Annotated in this window: 20 protein-coding genes; 17 read left to right on the top strand and 3 right to left on the bottom strand. The window is 62.6% G+C overall.

Going from position 1 to position 21877, the window contains the following annotated elements; translation table 11 throughout:
• Positions 1 to 5 precede the first annotated feature (5 nt).
• Positions 6 to 1133, bottom strand: coding sequence for a fatty acid desaturase family protein (locus NKJ32_RS02970; protein WP_352826778.1), 1128 nt, complete (start codon positions 1131 to 1133; stop codon positions 6 to 8).
• A gap of 137 nt (positions 1134 to 1270) precedes the next feature.
• Between NKJ32_RS02970 and NKJ32_RS02965 the strand changes: the two genes are divergently transcribed.
• The 7 genes from NKJ32_RS02965 to NKJ32_RS02935 all read left to right on the top strand — a co-directional run bounded on the left by NKJ32_RS02965 (position 1271) and on the right by NKJ32_RS02935 (position 8967).
• Entirely contained in the window at positions 1271 to 2302 is a 1032-nt protein-coding gene (locus tag NKJ32_RS02965) for a LacI family DNA-binding transcriptional regulator (protein ID WP_023677522.1), read from the top strand.
• A gap of 309 nt (positions 2303 to 2611) precedes the next feature.
• A complete protein-coding gene (locus NKJ32_RS02960) occupies positions 2612 to 3553 on the top strand; it encodes a sugar ABC transporter substrate-binding protein (protein ID WP_352451673.1) in 942 nt (313 codons plus the stop codon).
• 114 nt (positions 3554 to 3667) lie between these two features.
• On the top strand, positions 3668 to 4744 hold the full coding sequence (locus NKJ32_RS02955; RefSeq protein WP_292655972.1) for an ABC transporter permease: 1077 nt from the start codon (positions 3668 to 3670) through the stop codon (positions 4742 to 4744).
• A gap of 2 nt (positions 4745 to 4746) precedes the next feature.
• Positions 4747 to 5514, top strand: a complete 768-nt coding sequence (locus tag NKJ32_RS02950) for an ATP-binding cassette domain-containing protein (RefSeq protein WP_254815918.1) — start codon at positions 4747 to 4749, stop codon at positions 5512 to 5514.
• A 67-nt stretch (positions 5515 to 5581) separates the two neighbouring features.
• Positions 5582 to 6583, top strand: coding sequence for an inositol 2-dehydrogenase (iolG, locus tag NKJ32_RS02945; protein ID WP_352568500.1), 1002 nt, complete (start codon positions 5582 to 5584; stop codon positions 6581 to 6583).
• 23 nt (positions 6584 to 6606) lie between these two features.
• On the top strand, positions 6607 to 7401 hold the full coding sequence (locus tag NKJ32_RS02940) for an SDR family oxidoreductase (protein ID WP_023677517.1): 795 nt from the start codon (positions 6607 to 6609) through the stop codon (positions 7399 to 7401).
• A gap of 474 nt (positions 7402 to 7875) precedes the next feature.
• A complete protein-coding gene (locus NKJ32_RS02935) occupies positions 7876 to 8967 on the top strand; it encodes a 3-deoxy-7-phosphoheptulonate synthase (RefSeq protein WP_352826776.1) in 1092 nt (363 codons plus the stop codon).
• A 213-nt stretch (positions 8968 to 9180) separates the two neighbouring features.
• Here NKJ32_RS02935 and NKJ32_RS02930 read toward each other — a convergent pair whose 3' ends face one another.
• Complete coding sequence (locus NKJ32_RS02930) at positions 9181 to 10290, bottom strand: Gfo/Idh/MocA family protein (protein ID WP_352691450.1); 1110 nt, start codon at positions 10288 to 10290, stop codon at positions 9181 to 9183.
• Between the two features lie 153 nt (positions 10291 to 10443).
• On the opposite strand from NKJ32_RS02930, the gene NKJ32_RS02925 reads away from it, so the two are divergent.
• Positions 10444 to 11289, top strand: a complete 846-nt coding sequence (locus NKJ32_RS02925) for a MurR/RpiR family transcriptional regulator (protein WP_023677514.1) — start codon at positions 10444 to 10446, stop codon at positions 11287 to 11289.
• On the opposite strand, the gene NKJ32_RS02920 is transcribed toward NKJ32_RS02925, so the two are convergent.
• Positions 11286 to 12176 (bottom strand): AraC family transcriptional regulator, encoded by an 891-nt coding sequence (locus NKJ32_RS02920; RefSeq protein WP_352826775.1) that lies wholly within the window; start codon positions 12174 to 12176, stop codon positions 11286 to 11288. The two genes, NKJ32_RS02925 and NKJ32_RS02920, sit on opposite strands and share 4 nt — an antisense overlap.
• Positions 12177 to 12314: 138 nt before the next feature.
• Between NKJ32_RS02920 and NKJ32_RS02915 the strand changes: the two genes are divergently transcribed.
• The 9 genes from NKJ32_RS02915 (at position 12315) to phnN (ending at position 21798) form a co-directional block, all read left to right on the top strand.
• Positions 12315 to 13043 (top strand): SDR family oxidoreductase, encoded by a 729-nt coding sequence (locus tag NKJ32_RS02915; protein WP_352826805.1) that lies wholly within the window; start codon positions 12315 to 12317, stop codon positions 13041 to 13043.
• 200 nt (positions 13044 to 13243) lie between these two features.
• Entirely contained in the window at positions 13244 to 15178 is a 1935-nt protein-coding gene (locus NKJ32_RS02910) for a bifunctional 5-dehydro-2-deoxygluconokinase/5-dehydro-2-deoxyphosphogluconate aldolase (protein WP_352826774.1), read from the top strand.
• 34 nt (positions 15179 to 15212) lie between these two features.
• Positions 15213 to 17057, top strand: a complete 1845-nt coding sequence (iolD, locus tag NKJ32_RS02905; protein WP_352826773.1) for a 3D-(3,5/4)-trihydroxycyclohexane-1,2-dione acylhydrolase (decyclizing) — start codon at positions 15213 to 15215, stop codon at positions 17055 to 17057.
• Positions 17058 to 17101: 44 nt separating this feature from the next.
• Complete coding sequence (gene iolE, locus NKJ32_RS02900; protein WP_352453010.1) at positions 17102 to 18019, top strand: myo-inosose-2 dehydratase; 918 nt, start codon at positions 17102 to 17104, stop codon at positions 18017 to 18019.
• Between the two features lie 27 nt (positions 18020 to 18046).
• Positions 18047 to 18265, top strand: coding sequence for a hypothetical protein (locus tag NKJ32_RS02895; protein WP_023677508.1), 219 nt, complete (start codon positions 18047 to 18049; stop codon positions 18263 to 18265).
• 2 nt (positions 18266 to 18267) lie between these two features.
• Entirely contained in the window at positions 18268 to 19080 is an 813-nt protein-coding gene (gene iolB / locus NKJ32_RS02890; protein ID WP_352619340.1) for a 5-deoxy-glucuronate isomerase, read from the top strand.
• Between the two features lie 148 nt (positions 19081 to 19228).
• Positions 19229 to 19936, top strand: coding sequence for a DUF1045 domain-containing protein (locus NKJ32_RS02885; RefSeq protein ID WP_352826772.1), 708 nt, complete (start codon positions 19229 to 19231; stop codon positions 19934 to 19936).
• A 96-nt stretch (positions 19937 to 20032) separates the two neighbouring features.
• Complete coding sequence (locus tag NKJ32_RS02880) at positions 20033 to 21172, top strand: alpha-D-ribose 1-methylphosphonate 5-triphosphate diphosphatase (RefSeq protein ID WP_023677505.1); 1140 nt, start codon at positions 20033 to 20035, stop codon at positions 21170 to 21172.
• The gene (phnN, locus tag NKJ32_RS02875) at positions 21169 to 21798 is read left to right on the top strand and encodes a phosphonate metabolism protein/1,5-bisphosphokinase (PRPP-forming) PhnN (protein WP_023677504.1); all 630 of its coding nucleotides are present in this window, start codon (positions 21169 to 21171) and stop codon (positions 21796 to 21798) included. Before NKJ32_RS02880 ends, phnN begins: the two co-directional genes overlap by 4 nt.
• Positions 21799 to 21877 lie beyond the last annotated feature (79 nt).

Genomic DNA, 21877 nt, shown 5'->3' with positions numbered 1-21877 from the left:
GCTTGTCATTCAGCAGCCACCGCAACAGCAGCGTTATCGCTGTGGAAATCCTCGCGATAGGGCCTCGCCGTCGGCGGCAGTTCGCGCTTGATGAAATAATCCTCATTGCGCAGCTGGCGCAGGAAAGCCGGTATCATCTCGCGGTAGCCGGCCAGGATGGACGGTGTCGGCGCCGGCAGATCGTGCTTGATCAGTTCGTGCAGCCTGGGCAGCGCATGATAGGGCACCATGGGAAACATGTGATGCTCGACATGGTAGTTCATGTTCCAGTAGATGAAGCGGCTTATCGGGTTCATGTAGACGGTGCGGCTGTTGAGCCGGTGATCGGTGACGTTTTCAGCCAGGCCGCCATGCTGCAGCAGGCCGACCATGACATGGTGCCAGGCACCGTAAAGCCTGGGCAGACCGACCAGCATCAGCGGCAGGAACGAGCCGGTATAGAGCGCCAGCGCAATGGTCGCGGCATAGATTGTCGTCCAGATGCGGGCAATGCGAATTGCCTTCGGCTGCTCCTGGTCGGGAATGAAGGTTCTTTCGGCCGGACTGACGATACCGGCTGCATTGCGCAGCATGTCGCTCATCGCATGCCAGGCGTCGAGAATGCCGACGAAGTTGAGCACCACGCGCAGCAGATCGGGCGGACGCATCACCGAGATCTCCGGATCGCGGCCGACGATGATGGTATCGGTATGATGGCGCGTGTGGCTCCAGCGCCAGGTCACCGGGTTGCGCATGATCATGAAGCAGGCGATCTGATAGACCACGTCGTTCATCCACTGCGTCCTGAAAGCGGTGCCGTGGCCGCATTCGTGCCAGCGTGAATCGGTGGAGGAACCGTAGAGGACGCCGTAGACGAAGAAGAACGGCACGCACCACCAGCTGCCCCAGAACCAGGCGGCGCCGGCGCCGCTGAGGATCATGGCGCCGAGCCAGACGATGGTATCGCGGATCGCCGGGCCGTCGGAGCGCTGCATCAGCTCCTTCATCTGCTTGCGCGGCACGTCGGTGTGATACCACTCGGCCGCCGCCAGCCCGCTCTCGACGGCAAGCTTCGCGTCGCGGCCGATCAGGCTATAGTCGCGTCGGGACGCCGCTGCGGAGCTCGTATTCCCGGTTCGGAGTCCAATATCCACCATAGCGGAGGCCTCGATCATATTCGGTCAGCGTTCAAAATAACGCCGAGCCCTGATAGGCTCAATATCACAAAGATAGTTTCTATCATTTTCCATCAGAATGGTGTAAAAGGGCCAAACAGTGGAATGAGGCAGCGATGGCGAAACGGCCGACGATCACCGACCTGGCGCGCATTTCGGGGGTCAGCGTTGCCACCGTCGACCGGGTGCTGAACAACCGCTTGCCGGTGCGCGAGGAAACCGCGCGCCGCGTCTATGAGGCCGCGACCAGCATCGGTTATCACGCAGCCGGATTGATCAAGCAGCGGATGCGCCATGAATTGCCCGAATACCGGCTCGGGTTCCTGCTGTTGAGACGGGAGGACGTCTTCTACAGTGAATTTGCCCGCGAGCTTGAACTGGCGGTATCGCAGTCGCCGCGCTTTCGCGGCGTGGCCACCATCGACTTCGCCGCTTCGCTGGCGCCGGACGAGATCGTCGAGCGGATGCGCAAGCTGGCCGCCAAATCCAGGGCCGTCGCCCTGGTCGGGCCTGATCACCCGACGCTGACGGTCGCCGTCGAGGCTCTCAAAGCCAATGGCGTACCGGTGTTCTCCCTGCTTTCCGACTTTGCGTCCGGTATTCGCGAGGGCTATGTTGGCCTGGACAATCGCAAGGTCGGCCGCACCGCTGCCTGGATGATCTCGAAGGCCGCGAAGAGACCTGGCAAGGTTGCCCTGTTCGTCGGCAGCCATCGCTTCCATGGCCATGAGCTTCGCGAGATCGGTTTTCGCTCCTTCTTTCGCGAGCAGGCGCCGGAATTCACTCTCCTCGAGACGTTGGTCAATCTGGAAGCGAACCAGATCACGCATGATGCAATGATCGAGCTTCTGGCCCGCCACCCTGATCTCGCCGGTTGCTATGTCGCCGGTGGCGGCATGGAAGGCGCGATCTCGGCGCTGAGGGAGGCAAAGCCGGCTGAGATGCCGGCGGTCGTCTGCAACGAGATCACGCCCGACTCCCGCGCGGCGCTGGCAGATAATTTCCTGACCATGGTGATCTCGACGCCACTGGCGGCGCTTTGCCGCGAGCTTGTCGGGCTGATGGCGCATGCCATCGAGACCGGCGCTGCGAATGCGCCGGGCCAGACCTTTCTGCCCTTCGACATTTATCTGCCGGAAAACATCTGACGTCGCGGTCATCGGCGGCAGACATGATGTAATCTATCAGAACGCTTTCAGGCCTGGCTTGCGTTAGCGTCCGTCTAAAAGCGCTCGAAATGCCGAAAATCCATTCCTCATGGCGAAATCTCGCTTGACGCCCAAGCGAAATGGAATAAATATTTCACCAACTGAGAATTTTGGTTCTTTCGTTCCGGAAGATCTGTTTCAGGCAAATGCCTCCGGAACTAAAAATGGCAATCGGGAGAGAATTCCCTGCGAGATCGGGGATTCCGGGTAGATCGGTGCAGCCGGACACCAATGTGGAGGAGAAATAAAATGAAAAAACTGCTTTTGGGCGTCGCGTTCGCGGCGCTGATGAGTTCGTCCGCCTTTGCTGCCAAGATCGGCGTGTCGATGGCGTTGTTCGACGACAATTTTCTCACAGTGCTGCGCAACGGCATGATTGAACAGGCCAAGGGCATGGACGGCGTCGAGCTGCAGGTGGAGGATGCGCAGAACGACGTCGCCAAGCAACTCGACCAGATCAAGAACTTCGCCGCCTCAGGCGTCGACGCCATCATCGTCAACCCGGTCGACACCTCGGCGACTCAGGCGATGTCGGACGCAGCCGCCGCTGCCAAGATTCCACTGGTCTATGTCAATCGCGAGCCGGTCAACGTCGACACGCTGCCCGAAAACCAGGCCTTCGTCGCCTCGAACGAAGCCGATTCCGGCACGCTCGAGACCAAGGAGGTCTGCCGCCTGTTCAAGGAGGCCGGCAAGACTGAAGCCAACGTCTATGTGATCATGGGCGAGCTGTCGAATCAGGCAGCGGTGCAGCGCACCAAGGACATTGACGACGTGATCGCCACGCCGGAGTGCAGCTTCATCAAGATCATCGACAAGCAGACGTCGAACTGGAAGCGCGAAGAAGCGCAGAACCTGATGACCAACTGGCTGTCGACCGGCAAGCCGTTCGACGGCGTCATCGCCAATAATGACGAAAGCGCCATCGGCGCCATCCAGGCGATGAAGGCCGCCAACATCGACATGAAGTCGGTTGTCGTCGGCGGGGTCGACGCTACCCAGGATGCGCTTGCCGCGATGCAGGCGGGCGACCTCGATGCGACGGTGTTCCAGGACGCGGCCGGCCAGGGTGCCGGCGCGCTTGACGCAGCGCTCAAGCTGGCGAAGGGCGAGAAGGTCGAGCACAAGGTCTACATCCCGTTCCAGCTGGTCACGCCGGCAAATATCGACAAGTTCCTGAAGAAGAACTGAGGCGGACCTGTCCGATACGGAGCGGCGCGCCAAGGTAAGACAGCGCCGCTCCGCTTTTTCCCTCTCGGCCTGAACAGCGCCGAGTGGAGACCGTGGCTGACGGAGGAAGCACGATTGGCACAGACATCTCACGGCGTCGGCGGGCTCAGCTATGATGCGAAGCGGCGCGCATGGCCGGCCGAATTCAACGTCTTCCTGGCGCTCGTCATCCTGGTCGGCGCTTTCGAGCTGATCGGCCGGGTTTTCCTGGGCGACAGCTTCCTGTTCAACACCCGCGACAATATCGATGCGATCTTCAACGAAGCGCGCCTGCAGATCATCATCCTGCAGGTGTCGATAGTCGGCATCATTGCCATCGGCGTGACGCAGGTGATCATTACCGGCGGCATCGACCTGTCCTCAGGTTCGATCGTCGGCGCCACGGCGATGATAGCCATGAGCTTCGCCCAGGTGGCGACCGTCAATGGCAACCCGAACCCGAAGGCGATGTTCATCGCGCAGGGCTGGACCGACCTGCCGGTGATCGTGCCCGTGCTGGTCGCGATCGGCTGCGGCCTGCTGGCCGGCCTGGTCAACGGCGCTTTGATCGCCTACACGCGCATCCCGCCGTTCATCGCCACGCTCGGCATGATGGTCACCGCGCGCGGCATCGCCAAATGGTGGTCAAAGGGGCAGCCGATCTCGTTTCCGACCGAGAGTTTCGCCGCCATTGGCAAGGGGCTGATGCCGGTCATCATTTTCATATCGCTCGCAGTGCTGTTCCAGCTGATCCTGAGTTACACCAAATATGGCAAGCACTGCTATGCAATCGGCTCCAATGAGGACGCCGCGCGCATGTCCGGCATCAACATCGCCAACCACAAGATCCTCGTCTACGTCATTGCCGGCGTCCTCGCCGCGCTCGCCGCCGTGGTGCTGAGCTCCAAGAATCTCACCGCCCAGGCCGGCATGGGTGTAATGTACGAGCTCGACGCGATCGCCATGGCGGTTATCGGCGGCGTCTCGCTGTCGGGCGGCCGCGGTTCGATTATCGGGACAGTGATCGGCTCGCTGATCTTCGGCGTCATCATCTCCGGCTTCACCTTTCTGCGCCTCGACGCCTATTATCAGGAGATGGTCAAAGGCGTGATCATCGTCGGCGCAGTCGTACTCGACCAGTGGCGCCAACGCCTGCGGGCGATGAGGGCTTGATCATGTCAGACATCGTCCTGAAGACCGAAAACCTGACCAAGTATTATGGCGGCGTCCATGCGCTGGAGGGTGCCAACTTCGAGCTGCGCAAGGGCGAGCATGTCGCCATCATGGGCGACAACGGCGCTGGCAAATCGACCTTCGTACGCCAGATCACCGGCGTCGAGCAGCGCACCAGCGGCAGGATGTGGTTCGACGGCAAGGAAGTGAATTTTGCCGGCCCCATCGAAGCCCGCGAGGCGGGCATCGAGACGGTGTTCCAGAACCTGGCGCTCGCCGACGACCTCGACGTGCCGTCGAACCTGTTCCTCGGCCGCGAGCGGGTGCTTTTCAATCTCGGGCCCTTCTCGATCCTCGATCGCAAGTTCATGCGCAAGGCGACCGAGGCAGCCTTGGTCCGGACAGCGGTCAAGATCCCCAATCTTTCCAATACTATCCGCCACATGTCGGGCGGCCAGCGCCAGTGCGTAGCAATTGCCAGAACCGCGACCTTTGCTTCCAAGCTCATCATCATGGATGAGCCGACGGCGGCACTCGGCGTGCAGGAGACGATGCAGGTCGAAAACATCATCCGCACGCTGAAGGAGAATGGCGAACCGCTGATCCTGATCTCTCACAACATGCGCCAGGTGTTCGACCTGGTCGACCGCATCGTCGTTTTCCGGCGCGGCCGCATCGTCGCCAATTTGCGCAAGCAGGACACCGACGGCAACGATATCGTCTCCTACATCACCGGCGCCAAGACCGGGCAGGCGGAACTTGCGGCGTAACGGCCAACGCCGAGCACAGGCGCTGACACGCCCTCCCTTCCGAACCATCCTCAAAGGAAAACTCTTCATGCCTCTTCGCTTTGCTCTTCTCGGTGCCGGCCGTATCGGCAAGGTCCATGCTCGCGCCGTCGGTTCCAATCCTGAGGCCAGGCTGGTCGCAGTTGCCGACGCCTTCGAGAAGGCGGCGACCGATCTGGCCTCTGCCTATGGCGCCGAAGTGCGCAGCATCGATGCCATCGAGAAGGCCGGCGATATCGATGCGGTCGTCATCTGCACGCCGACCGATACCCATGCCGATCTGATCGAACGCTTCGCCAAAGCGGGTAAAGCGATTTTCTGCGAAAAGCCGATCGACCTCGACGCCGCCAGGGTGGAACGTTGCCTGGCCGTCGTCGACAAGGCCGGCGCCACCCTGATGGTCGGCTTCAACCGCCGCTTCGATCCGCATTTTGCCGCCGTGCGCAAGGCGATCGACGACGGCGCCATCGGCACTGTCGAAATGGTGACAATCACCTCGCGCGATCCCGGCCCGCCGCCGCTCGACTATATCGGCCGCTCGGGCGGCATCTTCCGCGACATGACCATTCATGATTTCGACATGGCGCGCTTCCTGCTCGGCGAGGAGCCGGTGGCGGTCAGCGCGCATGCTTCGGTGCTGGTCGACAAGAAGATCGGCGAGGCCGGCGACTTCGACAGCGTCAGCGTCATCCTCGAAACTGCCTCCGGCAAGCAATGCGTTATCTCCAACTCACGCCGCGCCACCTACGGCTACGACCAGCGCATCGAGGTGCATGGCTCGAAAGGCATGATTGCGGCCGAGAACCAGCGGCCGGTGTCGATCGAACTGGCCAATGAGAAAGGCTATACGCGGCCGCCGCTGCACGATTTCTTCATGACCCGTTATCTCGACGCCTATGCCAACGAGATCGCTGCCTTCATCGCGGCAGCGACGTCAGGCAAGAAGGCGGCGCCGAGCGGCAAGGACGGGCTGGTGGCGCTCAGGCTGGCGGATGCGGCGCTGAAATCGGCCAAGAAAGGCAAGACCGTCCGCCTCGACAAAACAATCTGACTATCAAGCACAGGAGCAAGGCGATGAACGGTTCAGCCGGTCGCAATTCCGAAACACGCGCCATCGTCACCGGCGGCGCACAAGGCATCGGCTTTGCCGTCGCCGAAGCGCTGGCCGATGAGGGCTGCCGGGCGCTGGCGCTGATCGGCCGCTCGCAGGAGAAGGGCGACAAGGCTGTCGCCATCCTCAAGGGGGCAGGCGTCGATGCCATCTTCATCAGCGCCGACGTCTCAAAAGTGGCCGACTGCAAGCGTGCGGTCGAAACGGCGATTGGCCATTTTGGTACCGTCAACGCGCTGGTCAACGCCGCTGCCACCTCGGCTCGCGGCTCGCTGGTCGAGACCTCCGAGGATCTGTTCGACCAGATATTCCAGACCAATGTGCGCGGCCCGTTTTTCCTGATGCAGGGCGTGGTGGCGCATTTGCTGGCGCGCCAGGTACCGGGCTCGATCGTCAACGTGCTGTCGATGTCGGCGCATTGCGGCCAGTCGTTCCTGGCGCCCTATTCGTCGAGCAAGGGAGCGCTGGCGACACTCACCAAGAATGTCGCCAATGCCTATCGCGGCAATCGCATCCGCTGCAATGCGGTGCTGCCCGGCTGGATGGACACCGAGGGCGAGGCGATCGTGCAGAAGAAATGGCACGACGCGCCGGAGGACTGGTTGGAGAAGGCCGAAGCCGCGCAGCCGATGGGCCAATTGGTGAAACCGGCGCAGCTTGCCCGGTTGATCAGCTATATGATCAGCCCGCAGTCCGGCGTCATGACCGGGTCGCTGGTCGACTACGATCAGAGCATCGCCGGGGCGTCACCGGAATAACGCCGGCAAGTCTAGCGGAACGCCGCCCATCACTTCGTCATCCACGGGCAGAGCAAGGAGCGCAGCGACGCGGCGCAGACCCGAGGATCCATGCCGTGACATCTAGGCGTCGCTACAATGCAGAATTTAGTTCCGCAGCACTCCTTGGCCAAGGCAACGGCATGGATCCCAGGGTCTCCGCGACGGAGCTCCGCTCCTGCTTCGCCCTGGGATGACGAAGTTCGGGGGGCTTCAGCCAATCGCGAATGGGCTGGAGTAAACCTCCTCCTCACCAGGCACGTGACAAGCGCATCCGCATCGACTATATCAGCCCTCATGATCAACCTGACCGCCACATATTGGTACTTTATGAGCTCGCTGGCGGCGGGAGGATTGCGCTCGATCTGAAGATTGCAGCAATAACATCCGAACAGCCGCCAGACCTGGCGGCTTTTTTGTTTCAGCCGGCAGGTCTCCCAATCAGGAGCAGAAGCCGTGTTGACGACCACAGACGATCTTCGGGTCAAGGAAATCAGAGAACTGAGCACACCCGACGAGGTGATGCGGGAAATACCGCGCACGCTGACGGCGACGCGCACCGTTGCCGCATCACGCAATGCCATCCACGCCGTGCTGACCGGCGCCGACGATCGGCTGGTGGTCGTCGTCGGCCCCTGTTCGATCCACGACCCGGCCGCCGCCGTAGACTATGCCAGCCGTTTGGCATCGCTGCGTGAAAGCCTGTCGGACCGGCTGGAGATCGTGATGCGGGTTTATTTCGAGAAACCGCGCACGACGGTCGGCTGGAAGGGCCTGATCAACGATCCCGACCTCGACGGCAGCTTCAACATCGACAAGGGGTTGCGGATGGCCCGCAACGTGCTCTCCGCCGTCAACAATCTCGGCCTTCCGGCGGCCACCGAATTCCTCGACATGGCCACCCCGCAATATATTGCCGACCTCGTCGCCTGGGGCGCGATCGGCGCACGCACGACAGAGAGCCAGATCCATCGCGAGCTGGCGTCAGGCCTGTCCTGCCCGGTCGGCTTCAAGAACGGCACCGACGGCAATCTGCGGATTGCCGCCGAAGCGGTGAAGTCCGCCGCCCAGCCGCATCATTTCATGGCGGTGACAAAGGGCGGGCGCAGCGCCATCGCGACGACCACCGGCAACGAGGACTGCCACGTCATCCTGCGCGGCGGTATTGTGCCGAATTATGACGCGGCAAGCATTGCTGCTGCCTGCGCTGAGCTCGGCCGGATCGGCGTGGCGCCGCGGCTGATGATCGATGTCAGCCACGCCAACAGCAGCAAGAAGCCGGGAAACCAGCCGCTGGTGGCGGCTGACATGGCGGGCCAGATCGCGGCGGGCGACGAGCGCATCGTCGGCATCATGATCGAGAGCAACCTCGTCGCCGGCCGGCAGGACGTCGTGCCCGGCAAGCCGCTCGTCTATGGCCAGAGCATCACCGATGGCTGCATCGACTGGGCAACCACCGAGACGGTGCTTTACGGCCTTGCCGACGCCGTCGAGCGGCGCCGGTCGGCGAGACGTGCCATGATCGCCGATCGCCCGGGAGCCGCCTGAGGCAGCCAATGCCGGCCCTGTCCCTTCTCCCCTTGTGGGAGAAGGTGGATCGGCGCGCAGGGCCGAGCCGGATGAGGGGTGCCGGAAGGATCTCGGCGTGAAAATTTGAGGGATTTGAAGCGCTTATTTCTTTGCTGTAGCGATCCGTCCAACACCCCTCATCCGACCGAGCTTCGCTCGGCCACCTTCTCCCACAAGGGGAGAAGGGGCTTACTACCGCACCTCCATCCAGCGCTGTTCCGCGAACGAGCGCGCCATCGCGTGCACCGTGCGCTCGATCTCCAGGCCTTCGTCGAAATCGATGATCCGCGCCGGCTTGCCGGCAAGCCGCGTCAACAGCTCCCGGCATTCGATGATCTTGAGATCATTAAAGCCAAGGCCGTGACCGGGCGCCGGCAGGAAGGCGTCATAAGGCTTATGATGCGGCGCCACCAGGATGGTGCGGTAGCCTTGCTCGGTCGGCCGGTCGGCCGTCAGATAGAGTTGGAACTCATTCATCCGCTCCTGGTCGTACAGGATCGAGCCCTTCGAGCCAAAAATCTGGATGGCGATCCGGCCTTTGCGGCCCCAAGCCGAACGGTTGACCAGCAGCGTGCCGGCGATGCCGTTTTCGAGATGCATCAGGATGCTGGCGATGTCGTAGGTCTCGACCGCGCGGCGCCCGCCCGAGGCGACGCGGCGGTCGGCATAGGGTTTGGCCATGTCGCACATGACGCGGGCAACGCGGCCGAACAGTACGGCGATGAGCGACAGCGGGTGCACGGCGAAATCGTCGAGCGCGCCGTAGCCGGACGCCGCCTCGTGCTTCCAGAAGAACAGCGCCTCCGGATCGGCCATGAAGTCCTCGTCCATCTCGATACGCAGATGGTTGACCTCGCCGATGATCTTCTCGTCGAGCAGCGCGCCGATATGGCGGATCGCTGGGTTCTGAATATAGTTATAGCCGAGCGCGGCCACCTTGCCGGACTTTTGGGCCGCCGCAGCCATTGCTTGCGCCTCGGCGAAGCTCGGCGCCATCGGTTTTTCACACCACAGATGCTTGCCGGCTTCGAGGATGGCGATGGCCATTTCCGGGTGGAACTGGTTCGGCGTGGTCAGCGAGATGACATCGACTTCCGGGTCGTCGACGACAGCGCGCCAATCGCCGGAGGCCTTGGCGAAGCCGAATTCGCTGGCACGGCGTTTGGCAAGATCCTCGTTGACCTCGCCCAGATGGACCAGCCTTGGCTTGGCCACTTCGGGAAAGACGGTGCCGACCGCGTTCCAGGCAATGGCGTGGCACTTGCCCATGAAACCCGTGCCGATAAGACCTACCCCGACCATCCGCTTGCCTCCCTGTGTGCAAAATTTGTGTGGATGAATTAGTCCATTTTGTCTGCAGATGGAACGCTTGTCTCATTTTTTATGGTGTTCTTGCACAGGCCCGCTATGATGGGGCACAGAGGGAACCAGACGATGAGCCTGGGCGGAGCGACGATGGACGAACGGGTGCCGCGCGATTTCGAGACGCTGCGGGCGACGATCCTGGAGCGGCGCCACAGCTTGCCGAAACGTATCGCCCAGATCGCCGCCTATGCGCTCGACAACCCAGACGATATCGCCTTCGGCACCGCTGCCAGCATTGCCGCTTCCGCCGGTGTCCAGCCTTCGACCCTGATCCGCTTTGCCCAGCAGCTTGGTTTTGATGGTTTCACCAGCCTGCAGTTGGTGTTTCGCGAGCGCCTGCGCGAGCGCAACTCATCCTATGATGAAAGGCTGGCGGCATTGCGCGCCAAGGCCGAGGAAGGCGCCGGCCACCGCGCGATTTTCGACGGTTTTGTTGCCGCAGCCAGTACCTCGCTCAACGACATTTCGCGCACGCTGAATGAAGACCATTTCGAAGATGCAATCACCGTGTTGGCCAAGGCCGAAACCATTTACGTGCTGGCCAAGCGGCGCTCCTACCCGGTCGCCTCCTATATCGCCTATGCATTGGGCAAGCTCAAGATCCGCAACCAGCTGATCGAATCGGCCGCCGGCCTCAATGCAGAGATGATCGGCTTTGCCTCTCCAAGGGACGCCGTGATCGCCATCAGCTTTTCGCCCTATGCCCCGGCCACCATTGAGGAGGCGCGCGTCATTTCGGAGCAAGGCGTGCCGATCGTGGCGATTACCGACAGCTCCTTTTCGCCACTCGCCCAATTCGCCAGGGTCTGGTTCGAGGTCGCCGAGGCCGATTTCGCCGGCTTCCGCTCGCTGTCGGCGACGATGGCTTTGGCTATGGCGCTGACCGTCGCGGTCGGCGAGAAGCGGCGCGATACTGGCAAGAAGCGCAAGCCTTAGATCACCTCTATTGCGGTTTCGCCTTCTGCCGAAAGCCGCGCTGCGTCGCGGGCAGGCGGCGACCCGAACTGGCGGGCATACTCCCGGCTGAACTGGGAAGCACTCTCATAGCCGACGGCGAAGGCGACACGTGCGACGTTGCCCGGCTGGGCAATCAGCAGATGGCGGGCTTCCAGCAAGCGGATTTGCTTTTGATACTGGATTGGGCTCATGGCCGTCGCCGCCTTGAAGTGACGATAAAACGCAGCGCTGCTCATACGGGCAATCTCGGCCAGATCGCCGACCCGGACCGGCTGATGGGGATGCGAACGGATCCAGGCGATCGCCCGGCCAATCCGGGACAGATGGCCATCGGCGCGCGCAAGTTCACGAAGCTTTCCGCCTTGGGGGCCTTGCAGGAGCCGAAACAGCATCTCTCGCTCGATCATGGTCGCGAGCACGGGAATCTCCGCTGGCCGGTCAAGCAGCCGCATCATTCGACGCAACGCGTCGAGCAGATCGTCATCAGCGGGAGAGGTGGAGAAACTGTCGCCACTGAGGGCCGGCGCGTGCTCGACGAGGAGCGCGGCGACGGCCTGCAGGTCAAGGGTCAAGCCAATGGCCAGGTAAGGACGCGCCGCGCTCGCTTCGATTATCTGGCTGATGGTGGGCGTCTCGACAGTATAGATGAAATAGCTGGCCGGATTGTAACGAAGAGCTCGGTCGCCGATCAGAACCGTCTTCGCGCCCTGCAGTACGAATAAGATCCCCGACCCCCACACCCCTGACAATGGCGGCGTGGCGACTTCGCTGCGGCCGATCGAAACGCGGGGAACCGCCGTTCTTGTTCGTCGCCCGCGCGCATGGCGGCCGGCGATCTCGATCAACTCCTGCAGCGCCTTGCTCATTGCGCCAGCATCGCGCATTCGCACCGGCGGCGCAACAGCGTGAGAGGATTAGGCAAGAGCCGGAGAATTTCCGGCGCGCAACGCCCGCTGCCTCGCACCATTTGTGGGTCTTCCACAAGAAAAATGGAGACACCGATTATGAGAACATCGAAAAGCGCGCTGGTGACCGGCGCCAACAAGGGTATAGGCCATGAAATCGCCCGGCGACTGGCGACCATGGGCTTCAAGGTCTGGCTCGGCGCCAGGAGCGCCGAACGCGGCATGGCGGCGGCGCAGGCATTGCGCGCCGAAGGCCTCGACGTGGAGTGGCTTGAGCTGGACGTCACGCGGGATGACAGGGTGAAGGCGGCAGCCGAGGCATTCAGGCAGGCCAGCCCCTGCCTCGACGTGCTGGTGAACAACGCCGGCGTCGCCATCAATTACGACCTGCCGCCGAGCCAGCAGCGGATCGCCGACATCCAGGCCACCTACGACGTCAATGTCTTCGGCCCGATCCGCGTGACCCAGGCATTCCTGCCGCTGCTGCTAGCAGCACCTGCTGCCCGGATCGTGATGGTGAGCAGCTCCACCGGGTCCATCGGCCGGGCGCTCGATCCCGCCACTGCGAACCACGCCGTTAACATGATGGGCTACGGCAGCTCCAAGACAGCCTTGAATGCCATCACGGTGGCGTTCGCCAGGGAGCTCGCGCCCCAAGGCATCAATGTCAACGCCGCGGCGCCCGGCTACACTGCCACCGATCTCAACGGGTATAAAGGTCACCGCACGGTGCAGCAGGCGGCCGAGATCGTCATTCACCTGGCGACCTTGGACGCCGATGGCCCGACCGCCGGGTTCTTCAACGATGATGGCCCGCTTCCTTGGTAAATCAGCTGGTTTCAGCGGTAGATACTTGACGTTCGTCTGACTTCAAAGTTTCTGAACGCGCGAGCCTTGCACAGCACTTTTCAGCTTTGGGAATGCTCGTTCCATATTGACTATGGATTGGAATTATTATTTCATATTGCTGGCGCCACGCTGCCGCTCGCGCGTGTTACCCAAGACAACAAAGCCGATGGGAGGTTCGAATGGGCGAAGCCGTGGAAGCGAAATATTCGCCGCTCGACATTATCACGATCGGCCGCGCTTCCGTCGATCTCTACGGCCAGCAGATCGGCTCGCGCCTCGAGGACATTACTTCCTTTGCCAAGTCGGTCGGCGGCTGTCCGGCCAATATCGCGGTCGGTACTGCCAGGCTCGGCCTGCGCTCGGCGCTGCTCACCCGCGTCGGCAATGAGCAGATGGGCCGCTTCATCCGCGAGCAGCTGACCCGCGAGGGCGTTTCGGTCCAAGGCCTCAAGACCGATCCGGAGCGGCTGACCGCCCTGGTGCTGCTGTCGGTCGAGGATGAAGGCGTCTCGCCGATGATCTTCTATCGCAGCGATTGCGCCGACATGGCGCTTTCGAAAGACGATATCGATGAGGCGTTTATCGCTTCGGCACGCGCGGTCGTCGTCACCGGCACGCATTTTTCACGGCCCAACAGCGACGCCGCCCAGCGCAAGGCGATCCGTGTCATGAAAGCCAAGGGCGGCAAGGTGGTGTTCGACATCGACTACCGCCCCAACCTCTGGGGTCTCGCCGGCCACGCCGAAGGCTTCGAGCGCTATGTGAAATCCGACCGCGTCTCGGCGCAGTTGAAGACGGTGCTGCCCGATTGCGATCTCATCGTCGGCACCGAAGAGGAAATCATGATCGCCTCGGGCGCAGACGATTGCCTGAGCGCGCTGAAAACCATCCGCTCGCTGTCGGCGGCAACCATCGTGCTGAAACGCGGCGCCATGGGCTGCATCGTCTATGACGGGCCGATCAGCGACGACCTCGAGGACGGTATCGTCGGCAAGGGATTTCCAATCGAGGTCTACAATGTGCTCGGCGCCGGCGACGCCTTCATGTCGGGCTTCCTGCGCGGCTGGCTCGGCGAGGAAAGCCTGGCGACGGCGGCGACCTGGGCCAATGCCTGCGGCGCCTTTGCCGTGTCGCGGCTGCTCTGCGCACCGGAATACCCGACTTTCGAGGAATTGCAGTTCTTCCTGAAAAACGGCAGCAAGCATCTGGCGCTGCGCAAGGACGAGGCGATCAATCACATCCATTGGGCGACCACGCGCCGGCGCGACATCCCCTCGCTGATGGCGTTCGCCTGCGACCACCGCGTCCAGCTGGAGGATGTCGCGGCAAAAGCCGGCGCCGATCCGTCGCGAATCCCAGCTTTCAAGGTGCTGACGGTCAAGGCTGCGGCCAAGGTTGCGGCTGGCCGCGCCGGCTACGGCATGCTGCTCGACGAAAAATACGGACGCGAGGCGATGTTCGAATTCGCCCACCATTCCTTCGCCTGGCTCGGCCGGCCGGTCGAGTTGCCGGGTTCGCGGCCGCTTCGCTTCGAGTTCTCGCAAGACATAGGTTCGCAACTGACCGAATGGCCGGTCGACCACTGCATCAAGTGCCTGTGCTTCTATCATCCCGACGATCCCGCGGCGCTGAAGAGCGAACAGCAGCAGAAACTGCGCGCTTTGTTCGAGGCCGCGCGGAAAGTGGGCAGAGAACTTCTGGTCGAGATCATCGCCGGCAAGCACGGCAGGCTCGACGACATGACCATCCCGCGCGCGCTTGAGGAACTCTACGCACTCGGCATCAAGCCCGATTGGTGGAAGCTCGAACCGCAGGCATCGGCCGGCGCATGGGCAAAGATCGAGGCGGTGATCCTGAAGAACGATCCGTGGTGCCGCGGGATTGTGCTGCTTGGCCTCGAAGCGCCGCAGGACGAATTGGAAGCGGCCTTTGCTGCCACCGCCAAGGCGTCTATCGTCAAGGGCTTTGCCGTCGGCCGCACCATCTTCATCAACGCGGCCGAACAATGGCTTGCCGGCAAGATGTCAGACGATGAAGCGGTTGCCGACATGGCATCTCGCTTCGAGAGACTGACCGAGGCATGGCTTGCGGCGCGCGGCCGCAAAGCGGCATAAGAAGGCGCGGCATAAGGACTGCGGAGGAACCGACATGACCAAGACAATCCGCCTGACGATGGCGCAGGCGCTGACCCGCTTTCTTGCTCGACAGATGACCGAGATGGACGGGAGGAAAGTGCCGATCTTCGGCGGCGTCTGGGCGATCTTCGGCCACGGCAATGTCGCCGGCGTCGGCGAGGCGCTCTACCAGGTTGGCGACGAACTGCCGACCTTCCGTGCCCATAACGAGCAGGCAATGGCGCATGCGGCGATCGCCTACGCCAAGGCCAATTTCCGCCGTCGCTTCATGGCCGCGACCAGTTCGATCGGCCCCGGCGCGCTCAACATGGTGACCGCTGCGGCACTTGCGCATGTAAACAGGTTGCCTGTCCTGTTTCTGCCCGGCGACGTCTTCGCCAATCGCATTCCCGATCCCGTCCTGCAGCAGGCCGAGGATTTTTCCGACGGCACGGCGACGGTCAATGACTGCCTCCGCCCGGTGTCGCGCTATTTCGACCGCATCACGCGGCCGGAGCAGATCATGCCGGCGCTCAACCGCGCCATGCAGGTGCTGACCGATCCCGCCGAATGCGGCCCGGTGACGCTGGCGCTGTGCCAGGACGTGCAGGCCGAGGCCTATGACTACCCCGAGAGTTTCTTTGCCGAGCGACTCTGGACGCCGCGACGGCAGCGCCCGGACCGCAACGAACTGGCGGCCGCAGTCGCGGTACTCAAAGCGGCGAAAAAGCCGCTGGTGATCGCGGGCGGCGGCGTACTCTATTCGCAGGCATCCGAGGAGTTGGCAAAACTGGTGCAAGGCGCCGGCGTTCCAGTTTGTGAGACGCAAGGCGGCAAATCCTCGCTCCCGGACGATCATCCGTTGAACATGGGCGCGGTCGGCGTTACCGGCACTTCGGCGGCCAACAGGCTGGCCGAAGAGGCCGACGTCGTGCTTGCCGTCGGCACCAGACTGCAGGATTTCACCACCGGCTCCTGGGCATTGTTCAAGCATGCCGGCAGGACCATCATCGGGCTCAACGTGCAGCCTTTTGACGCCGGAAAGCACCAGGCGCTGCCGCTGGTCGCCGATGCGGCGGAAGGGCTCGCCGAACTCGCTGCGGCGCTGAAAGGCTGGAAAGCCCCTTCAGGCTGGACCGACAATGCGATCACGGGCAAGAAGAACTGGCAAGCGGATGCCGACAAGGTGACGGCGTCGACCAATGCCGCCTATCCGTCCGACGCGCAAGTGATCGGCGCAGTACAGCGCGCCATGGGCTCCGGCGTGGTACTGCTTCATGCCGCCGGCGGCTTGCCCGGCGAATTGCACAAGCTATGGCAGGCGGGCGCGCCCGGCTCCTATCACGCAGAATACGGCTTCTCGACAATGGGCTACGAAATCGCCGGCGGGCTTGGCGTCAAGATGGCCAAGCCGGACGAAGAGGTCGTGGTGATGATCGGCGACGGCTCTTACCTGATGCTCAATTCCGAGATCGCGACCTCGGTGATGCTCGGCCTCAAGCTGACCATCGTGCTGCTCGACAACCGCGGCTATGGCTGCATCAACCGGTTGCAGATGGCGACCGGCGGCGCCAACTTCAACAATCTGCTGAAGGACGCCCGTCACGAAACCTTGCCCGAGATCGACTTCGCCGCGCATGCTGCGAGCATGGGTGCGATTGCCGAAAAAGTGCCATCGATCGCCGGGCTGGAAACGGCGCTGGCGCAAGCGAAGAAGAACACGCGAACGACCGTGCTGGTCATCGACACCGACCCGCTGGTTTCGACCGAGGCCGGTGGAAGCTGGTGGGATGTCGCAGTGCCGGAAGTCTCGGCACGGCCGCAAGTGAATGCGGCGCGCAAGAAATATGAGGAAGCGCTGAGCGGGCGGGTTCTTTAGCCATCCGCGAACGCGCCTCGAATGTCTGAAACTGGAGCGACGACTTGAAAGCCAAACTGGGCATGTCCCCCATTGCATGGTGGAACGACGATCTTGCCGAACTCAGCGATGATGTGTCGCTGGAGGAGTGCCTGCGCCAGTCGCGCTCGGCTGGCTTTACCGGAATGGAAATGGGCCGCCGCTTTCCCAACGATCCGCAAATCATGCTGCCGATCCTGAAAGAGGCCGACGTGACGCTTTGCGGCGGCTGGTTCTCTGGGACGCTGGTCGACGAAGACATGGCGAAGAACAAGGATCGTATCCAGCCGATGATCGACCTGTTCAAGGCGGTGAACGCGCCATGCATCGTCTATGGTGAAGTCGGCCGCTCCATCCAGGGCGACCGCTCGAAGCCGCTCGCCAGCAAGCCCAGGCTTTCGGACGAGGAAATGAAAGCCTACGCCCGGCGGCTCACGCAGTTCGGCGAATGGTGTGCAGAGCAAGGCATGCCGCTCTCCTACCATCATCATATGGCGGCAGTAGTTGAGACCGAGCCAGAGCTAGATGCCTTCATGCGCTATTCGGGAGAAGGCATTCCATTGCTGCTCGACGCGGGTCACCTGGCCTTTGCCGGCGGCGATGTGCTGCGCGCTATTGATAACCACCACCCGCGCATCAACCATGTGCATGTGAAAGATGTGCGCATGGAGGTGATCGCGGGACTGGATCGCGAGAAGCAATCGTTCCTCGACGCGGTGGCACTTGGCGCCTTCACCGTGCCGGGAGATGGCTCGCTGGATTTTGGCGCCATCGTCCAGAGGCTCGCCGACCATGGCTATGAAGGCTGGTTCGTGGTCGAGGCCGAGCAGGATCCGAAGAAGAACCCGCCGCTCAAGATGGCGCAGGTCGGCTACAAGGAATTGATGCGGGCTATGACGGCGGCCGGCTATACGGTGGAGACACAGGGCTTTCCCAATGCTTGAGAGTTCGCAAGGAAAGGTGTTGATCCGATGAAAGACTCCGAGCACCCGTTTTTCCGGCCGCTGTGGCGGCGCGTCGCCGTTGTCGCGGTCTGCCTGGTCTGGTCGGTGATCGAATTCGCCACCGGCACGCCGTTCTGGGGCGTGATCGCGCTCGGCTTCGCCGGCTATGCCGTCTGGCAGTTTTTCTACCTCTACAAGCCGGCTGACGAGGACGAGCCATCGGCAGACGCCAAACCGAAGGAATGACCATGTCGAAACTGCTCGTCAAAGCCAATAAGGGCCACGGCCGCATCGCCCATGTGACGCCGCAAAGCGCCGGCTGGACCTATGTCGGCTTCGATCTGCATCGGCTCAGGCCCGGCGAGAGCGCTTCCGGGCAAACCGCGGATCGTGAGGTCTGCCTGGTGTTCGTCACCGGCAAGGGCAAGGCCAAGGCCGGCGGCAAGGATCTCGGCTTGCTCGGCGAACGCATGTCGCCCTTCGACGGCAAACCTTGGTCGGTCTATGTGCCGCAGGGCTCGGAGTGGTCGGTGAGCGCCGATACCGATCTCGAACTTGCCGTCTGCTCGGCGCCGGGACTGGGCGGCGGTCTGCCGGTCCGTGTCATCGGGCCCGACGATCTCGGCCAGGAGGTTCGCGGCAAAAGCACCAACACGCGCTATGTCACCAACATCCTGCCGGAAGGCAAGCCGGCCGATTCCTTGCTGGTGGTTGAGGTTATCACACCCGGCGGCCACACATCGAGCTATCCGCCGCACAAGCACGACCAGGACAATCTGCCGGCTGAATCCTATCTCGAGGAGACCTATTACCACCGTCTCAACCCGCCACAGGGCTTTGCTTTCCAGCGCGTCTACACCGATGCCGACGAGAACGGTGCTCGTTCGCTCGACGAGACGATGGCGATCGAGGACGGCGACGTCGTGCTGGTCCCCAAGGGTTATCACCCCTGCGCAGCCTGCCACGGCTATGATCTCTATTATCTCAACGTCATGGCCGGACCGAAGCGGACGTGGAAATTCCACAACGCGCCCGAGCACGAATGGCTGATGAAGGCCTAACCACTTCCCCTTCGCCCCAACCGCTGGTCCAAGCGAAAAATCGTCGGCTAACGACCCGGCTGTGTGGTTTTGTTACCGAAAACGCCGCAAAGCTTCGTCAATTCGTCATGGAAATCACCTATGGCAGCGGGGCTGACGAGGACTTTCGATGCGCTACGCGATCTATTTCACCCCCCGACAAGACGAACCGCTGGCACGGATCGCCGCCAACTGGCTCGGCCGCGACCCATTCGGTGCCGCCACAAAGCCGGTCGAGGCTGCGGGCGAGTTGTCGGCGGCAGAAGTTGCCTTCCATACCGCCTCGGCGCGCCGCTATGGCTTTCATGCGACACTGAAGGCGCCCTTCAGACTGGCCTCCACCGAGACGGAAACCTCGCTTCGTGCAGCACTCGACGATTTTGCCGAGGCGACGCCGGTGGTTACGATCCCGCGCCTCGTCGTCAGCCAGATCGACGGCTTCTTCGCGCTGTTGCCGGAAGCACCGCTGCCGGCGCTCAACCGCTTCGCCGACGACGTGGTGCGCGACTTCGACCGCTTCCGCGCGCCGTTGACGGAAGTCGAGATCGAACGGCGCAGCCCCGATTCGCTGAAGCCCGACGAGTTCCGCAATCTCTGCCAGTGGGGCTATCCCTATGTCTTCGAGACGTTTCGCTTCCATATGACGCTGTCCGGCCGGGTGTCGTCACAGGAAAGCCCTCGTCTTCGCCTAGCAATCGACAGCCTGTTTGCGGACGTGCTGCAACGGCCGGTGGCGGTGGACGCGCTGACGCTGTTTGTGGAAACTGAACCGGGCGCACCGTTCATGGTGCTGTCCCATCACGCGCTCGGGCGCCGCCCGGCCAGAAGAACTGCCTGACCAGAAGAACTGCCTAAATGACTATTTGTTCTAACCGCATTTGTACGACGCCAATTGGTTCCAGTTGGCTGCAAAATCCTGCAAGGACTGCTTGAAATGACCGCCGAGACTGTTCTTGACAACGCCCGGATCGTGCTCGCCGACCAGATCGTCGAAGGGTCGATCGTGCTGCGCGACGGCATGATCGCCGCCATCGATGCCGGACCCGGCCGCAGCGGCGAGGACATGGGCGGCGACTTCATCATCCCTGGCCTGGTCGAGCTCCACACCGATCATCTCGAAGGCCATTACGCGCCGCGGCCGAAAGTGCGCTGGAACCCGATCGCAGCTGTGCTCGCGCATGACGCGCAGGTGGCGACCGCCGGCATCACCACCGTGCTCGACGCTTTGCGTGTCGGCATGGACGAGGATGCCGACCTGACGGCCGCCGACATACGCAAGCTGGCCGACGCGATCGAGGACAGCGTGCAGCAGGACCGGCTCAGGGCCGACCATTTCCTCCATCTGCGTTGCGAGGTTTCGGCGCCGGACTGCCTCACGGCCTTCGCCAATTTCGACGGCGACGAGCGGGTCAGGCTGGCGTCGCTGATGGACCATGCGCCCGGACAGCGGCAATTCGTCGATCTCGAAACCTATGCCTATTATTACCAGCGCAAGCTGAAGCTGACCGATCGCGATTTCCAGAAATTCTGCGAAAAGCGGATGGCGGAATCGGCGAAGAACTCGAGCCCGAATCGCAGCTTCATCGCCGCTGCCTGCCAAGAGCGCGGCATCGTGCTCGCCAGCCATGACGACGCGACCGTCGGCCATGTCGACGAAGCGATCGAGCAAGGCGTCCGTGTCGCCGAGTTCCCAACCACCGAGGAGGCGGCTCGGGCTTCGAAAAAGGCAGGGCTCGGCGTTTTGATGGGCGCGCCGAATGTCATGCGCGGCGCTTCGCATTCGGGCAATGTCTCGGCCCGCACGCTGGCCGGCGATGGCCTGCTCGATATCCTGTCGTCGGACTACATTCCCTTCAGTCTGATCCAGTCAGCCTTCTTCCTCGGCGACGTGGTCGAGGGCATTTCCTTGCCACAGGCGGTGGCGATGGTCTCGAAGAACCCGGCCGAGGCGGTCGGCCTCACCGATCGCGGTGTCATCGAGCCCGGCCGGCGCGCCGATCTGGTTCGCGTGCGCGTCGACGACCATGTCCCGGTCGTCCGCACCGTCTGGCGGCAGGGACGCCGAGTCGCATGATGGTGTCGGCATCGGTCGAGCGTGAATTGTCCGCTACGGGATTTCCGATCCGCGACGGTGTCTTCGTCGCCGTCGTCGGGCCGAGCGGTGCCGGCAAGGACACGGTGATCGGCTATGCGCGCGCCGTGTTTGCCGACGAGAGCCGGCTGGAGTTCGTGCGCCGGGTGATCACCCGGCCGAGCGATGCGGCCACCGAGGATCACGACACGCTCGCCGACGTTGCCTTCGTCGAGGCCGAAGCGGATGGCGCCTTCGCGATTTCCTGGGAGGCGCATGGCCTGCGCTATGGCATCCCGGCCGAAGTCGATTGGTCGGTCTCAAACGGCCGTGTCGCGATCGCCAACGTCTCGCGCGCGATCATCCCGGCGCTGCGGGAACGCTACGCCAATCTGGCTGTCGTCGAAATCACGGCTACACCGGATATCCTGGCCGAGCGGCTGGCGTTGCGCGGTCGCGAATCGCGCGGCGAAGTGCTGGCACGGCTGGCGCGCAGCGCCAATGTGGCGCTGTCCGGACCGGGTGTCACCTCGATCGACAATAGCGGCCCTCGTGAAGCGGCCGGCGAGCGCTTCGCCGAGATGCTGCGCAAGGCCATGGCCTTCTCCGACATGTCGGGCCTTATCTAAAATAGCGCCCACCCGATGCATTCGGTATGGGCGCTACTTGTCTAACCGATATCTTTTTGGAAACCGGTATCCACTTTTC

This window comes from Mesorhizobium sp. M0159 (assembly GCF_040322295.1).
In the GTDB taxonomy this organism is placed as follows: domain Bacteria; phylum Pseudomonadota; class Alphaproteobacteria; order Rhizobiales; family Rhizobiaceae; genus Mesorhizobium.
This window is presented reverse-complemented; position numbering and strand designations above follow the sequence as displayed.

Excerpts from the sequence above, each read along its gene's own strand:
- NKJ32_RS02965 (WP_023677522.1), top strand. The coding sequence starts at position 1,271 with ATGGCGAAACGGCCGACGATCACCGACCTGGCGCGCATTTCGGGGGTC.
- NKJ32_RS02960 (WP_352451673.1), top strand. The coding sequence starts at position 2,612 with ATGAAAAAACTGCTTTTGGGCGTCGCGTTCGCGGCGCTGATGAGTTCG.
- NKJ32_RS02950 (WP_254815918.1), top strand. The coding sequence starts at position 4,747 with ATGTCAGACATCGTCCTGAAGACCGAAAACCTGACCAAGTATTATGGC.
- iolG (WP_352568500.1), top strand. The coding sequence starts at position 5,582 with ATGCCTCTTCGCTTTGCTCTTCTCGGTGCCGGCCGTATCGGCAAGGTC.
- NKJ32_RS02940 (WP_023677517.1), top strand. The coding sequence starts at position 6,607 with ATGAACGGTTCAGCCGGTCGCAATTCCGAAACACGCGCCATCGTCACC.
- NKJ32_RS02930 (WP_352691450.1), bottom strand. The coding sequence starts at position 10,290 with ATGGTCGGGGTAGGTCTTATCGGCACGGGTTTCATGGGCAAGTGCCAC.
- NKJ32_RS02925 (WP_023677514.1), top strand. The coding sequence starts at position 10,444 with ATGGACGAACGGGTGCCGCGCGATTTCGAGACGCTGCGGGCGACGATC.
- NKJ32_RS02920 (WP_352826775.1), bottom strand. The coding sequence starts at position 12,176 with ATGAGCAAGGCGCTGCAGGAGTTGATCGAGATCGCCGGCCGCCATGCG.
- NKJ32_RS02915 (WP_352826805.1), top strand. The coding sequence starts at position 12,315 with ATGAGAACATCGAAAAGCGCGCTGGTGACCGGCGCCAACAAGGGTATA.
- NKJ32_RS02910 (WP_352826774.1), top strand. The coding sequence starts at position 13,244 with ATGGGCGAAGCCGTGGAAGCGAAATATTCGCCGCTCGACATTATCACG.
- iolD (WP_352826773.1), top strand. The coding sequence starts at position 15,213 with ATGACCAAGACAATCCGCCTGACGATGGCGCAGGCGCTGACCCGCTTT.
- NKJ32_RS02895 (WP_023677508.1), top strand. The coding sequence starts at position 18,047 with ATGAAAGACTCCGAGCACCCGTTTTTCCGGCCGCTGTGGCGGCGCGTC.
- iolB (WP_352619340.1), top strand. The coding sequence starts at position 18,268 with ATGTCGAAACTGCTCGTCAAAGCCAATAAGGGCCACGGCCGCATCGCC.
- NKJ32_RS02885 (WP_352826772.1), top strand. The coding sequence starts at position 19,229 with ATGCGCTACGCGATCTATTTCACCCCCCGACAAGACGAACCGCTGGCA.
- NKJ32_RS02880 (WP_023677505.1), top strand. The coding sequence starts at position 20,033 with ATGACCGCCGAGACTGTTCTTGACAACGCCCGGATCGTGCTCGCCGAC.
- phnN (WP_023677504.1), top strand. The coding sequence starts at position 21,169 with ATGATGGTGTCGGCATCGGTCGAGCGTGAATTGTCCGCTACGGGATTT.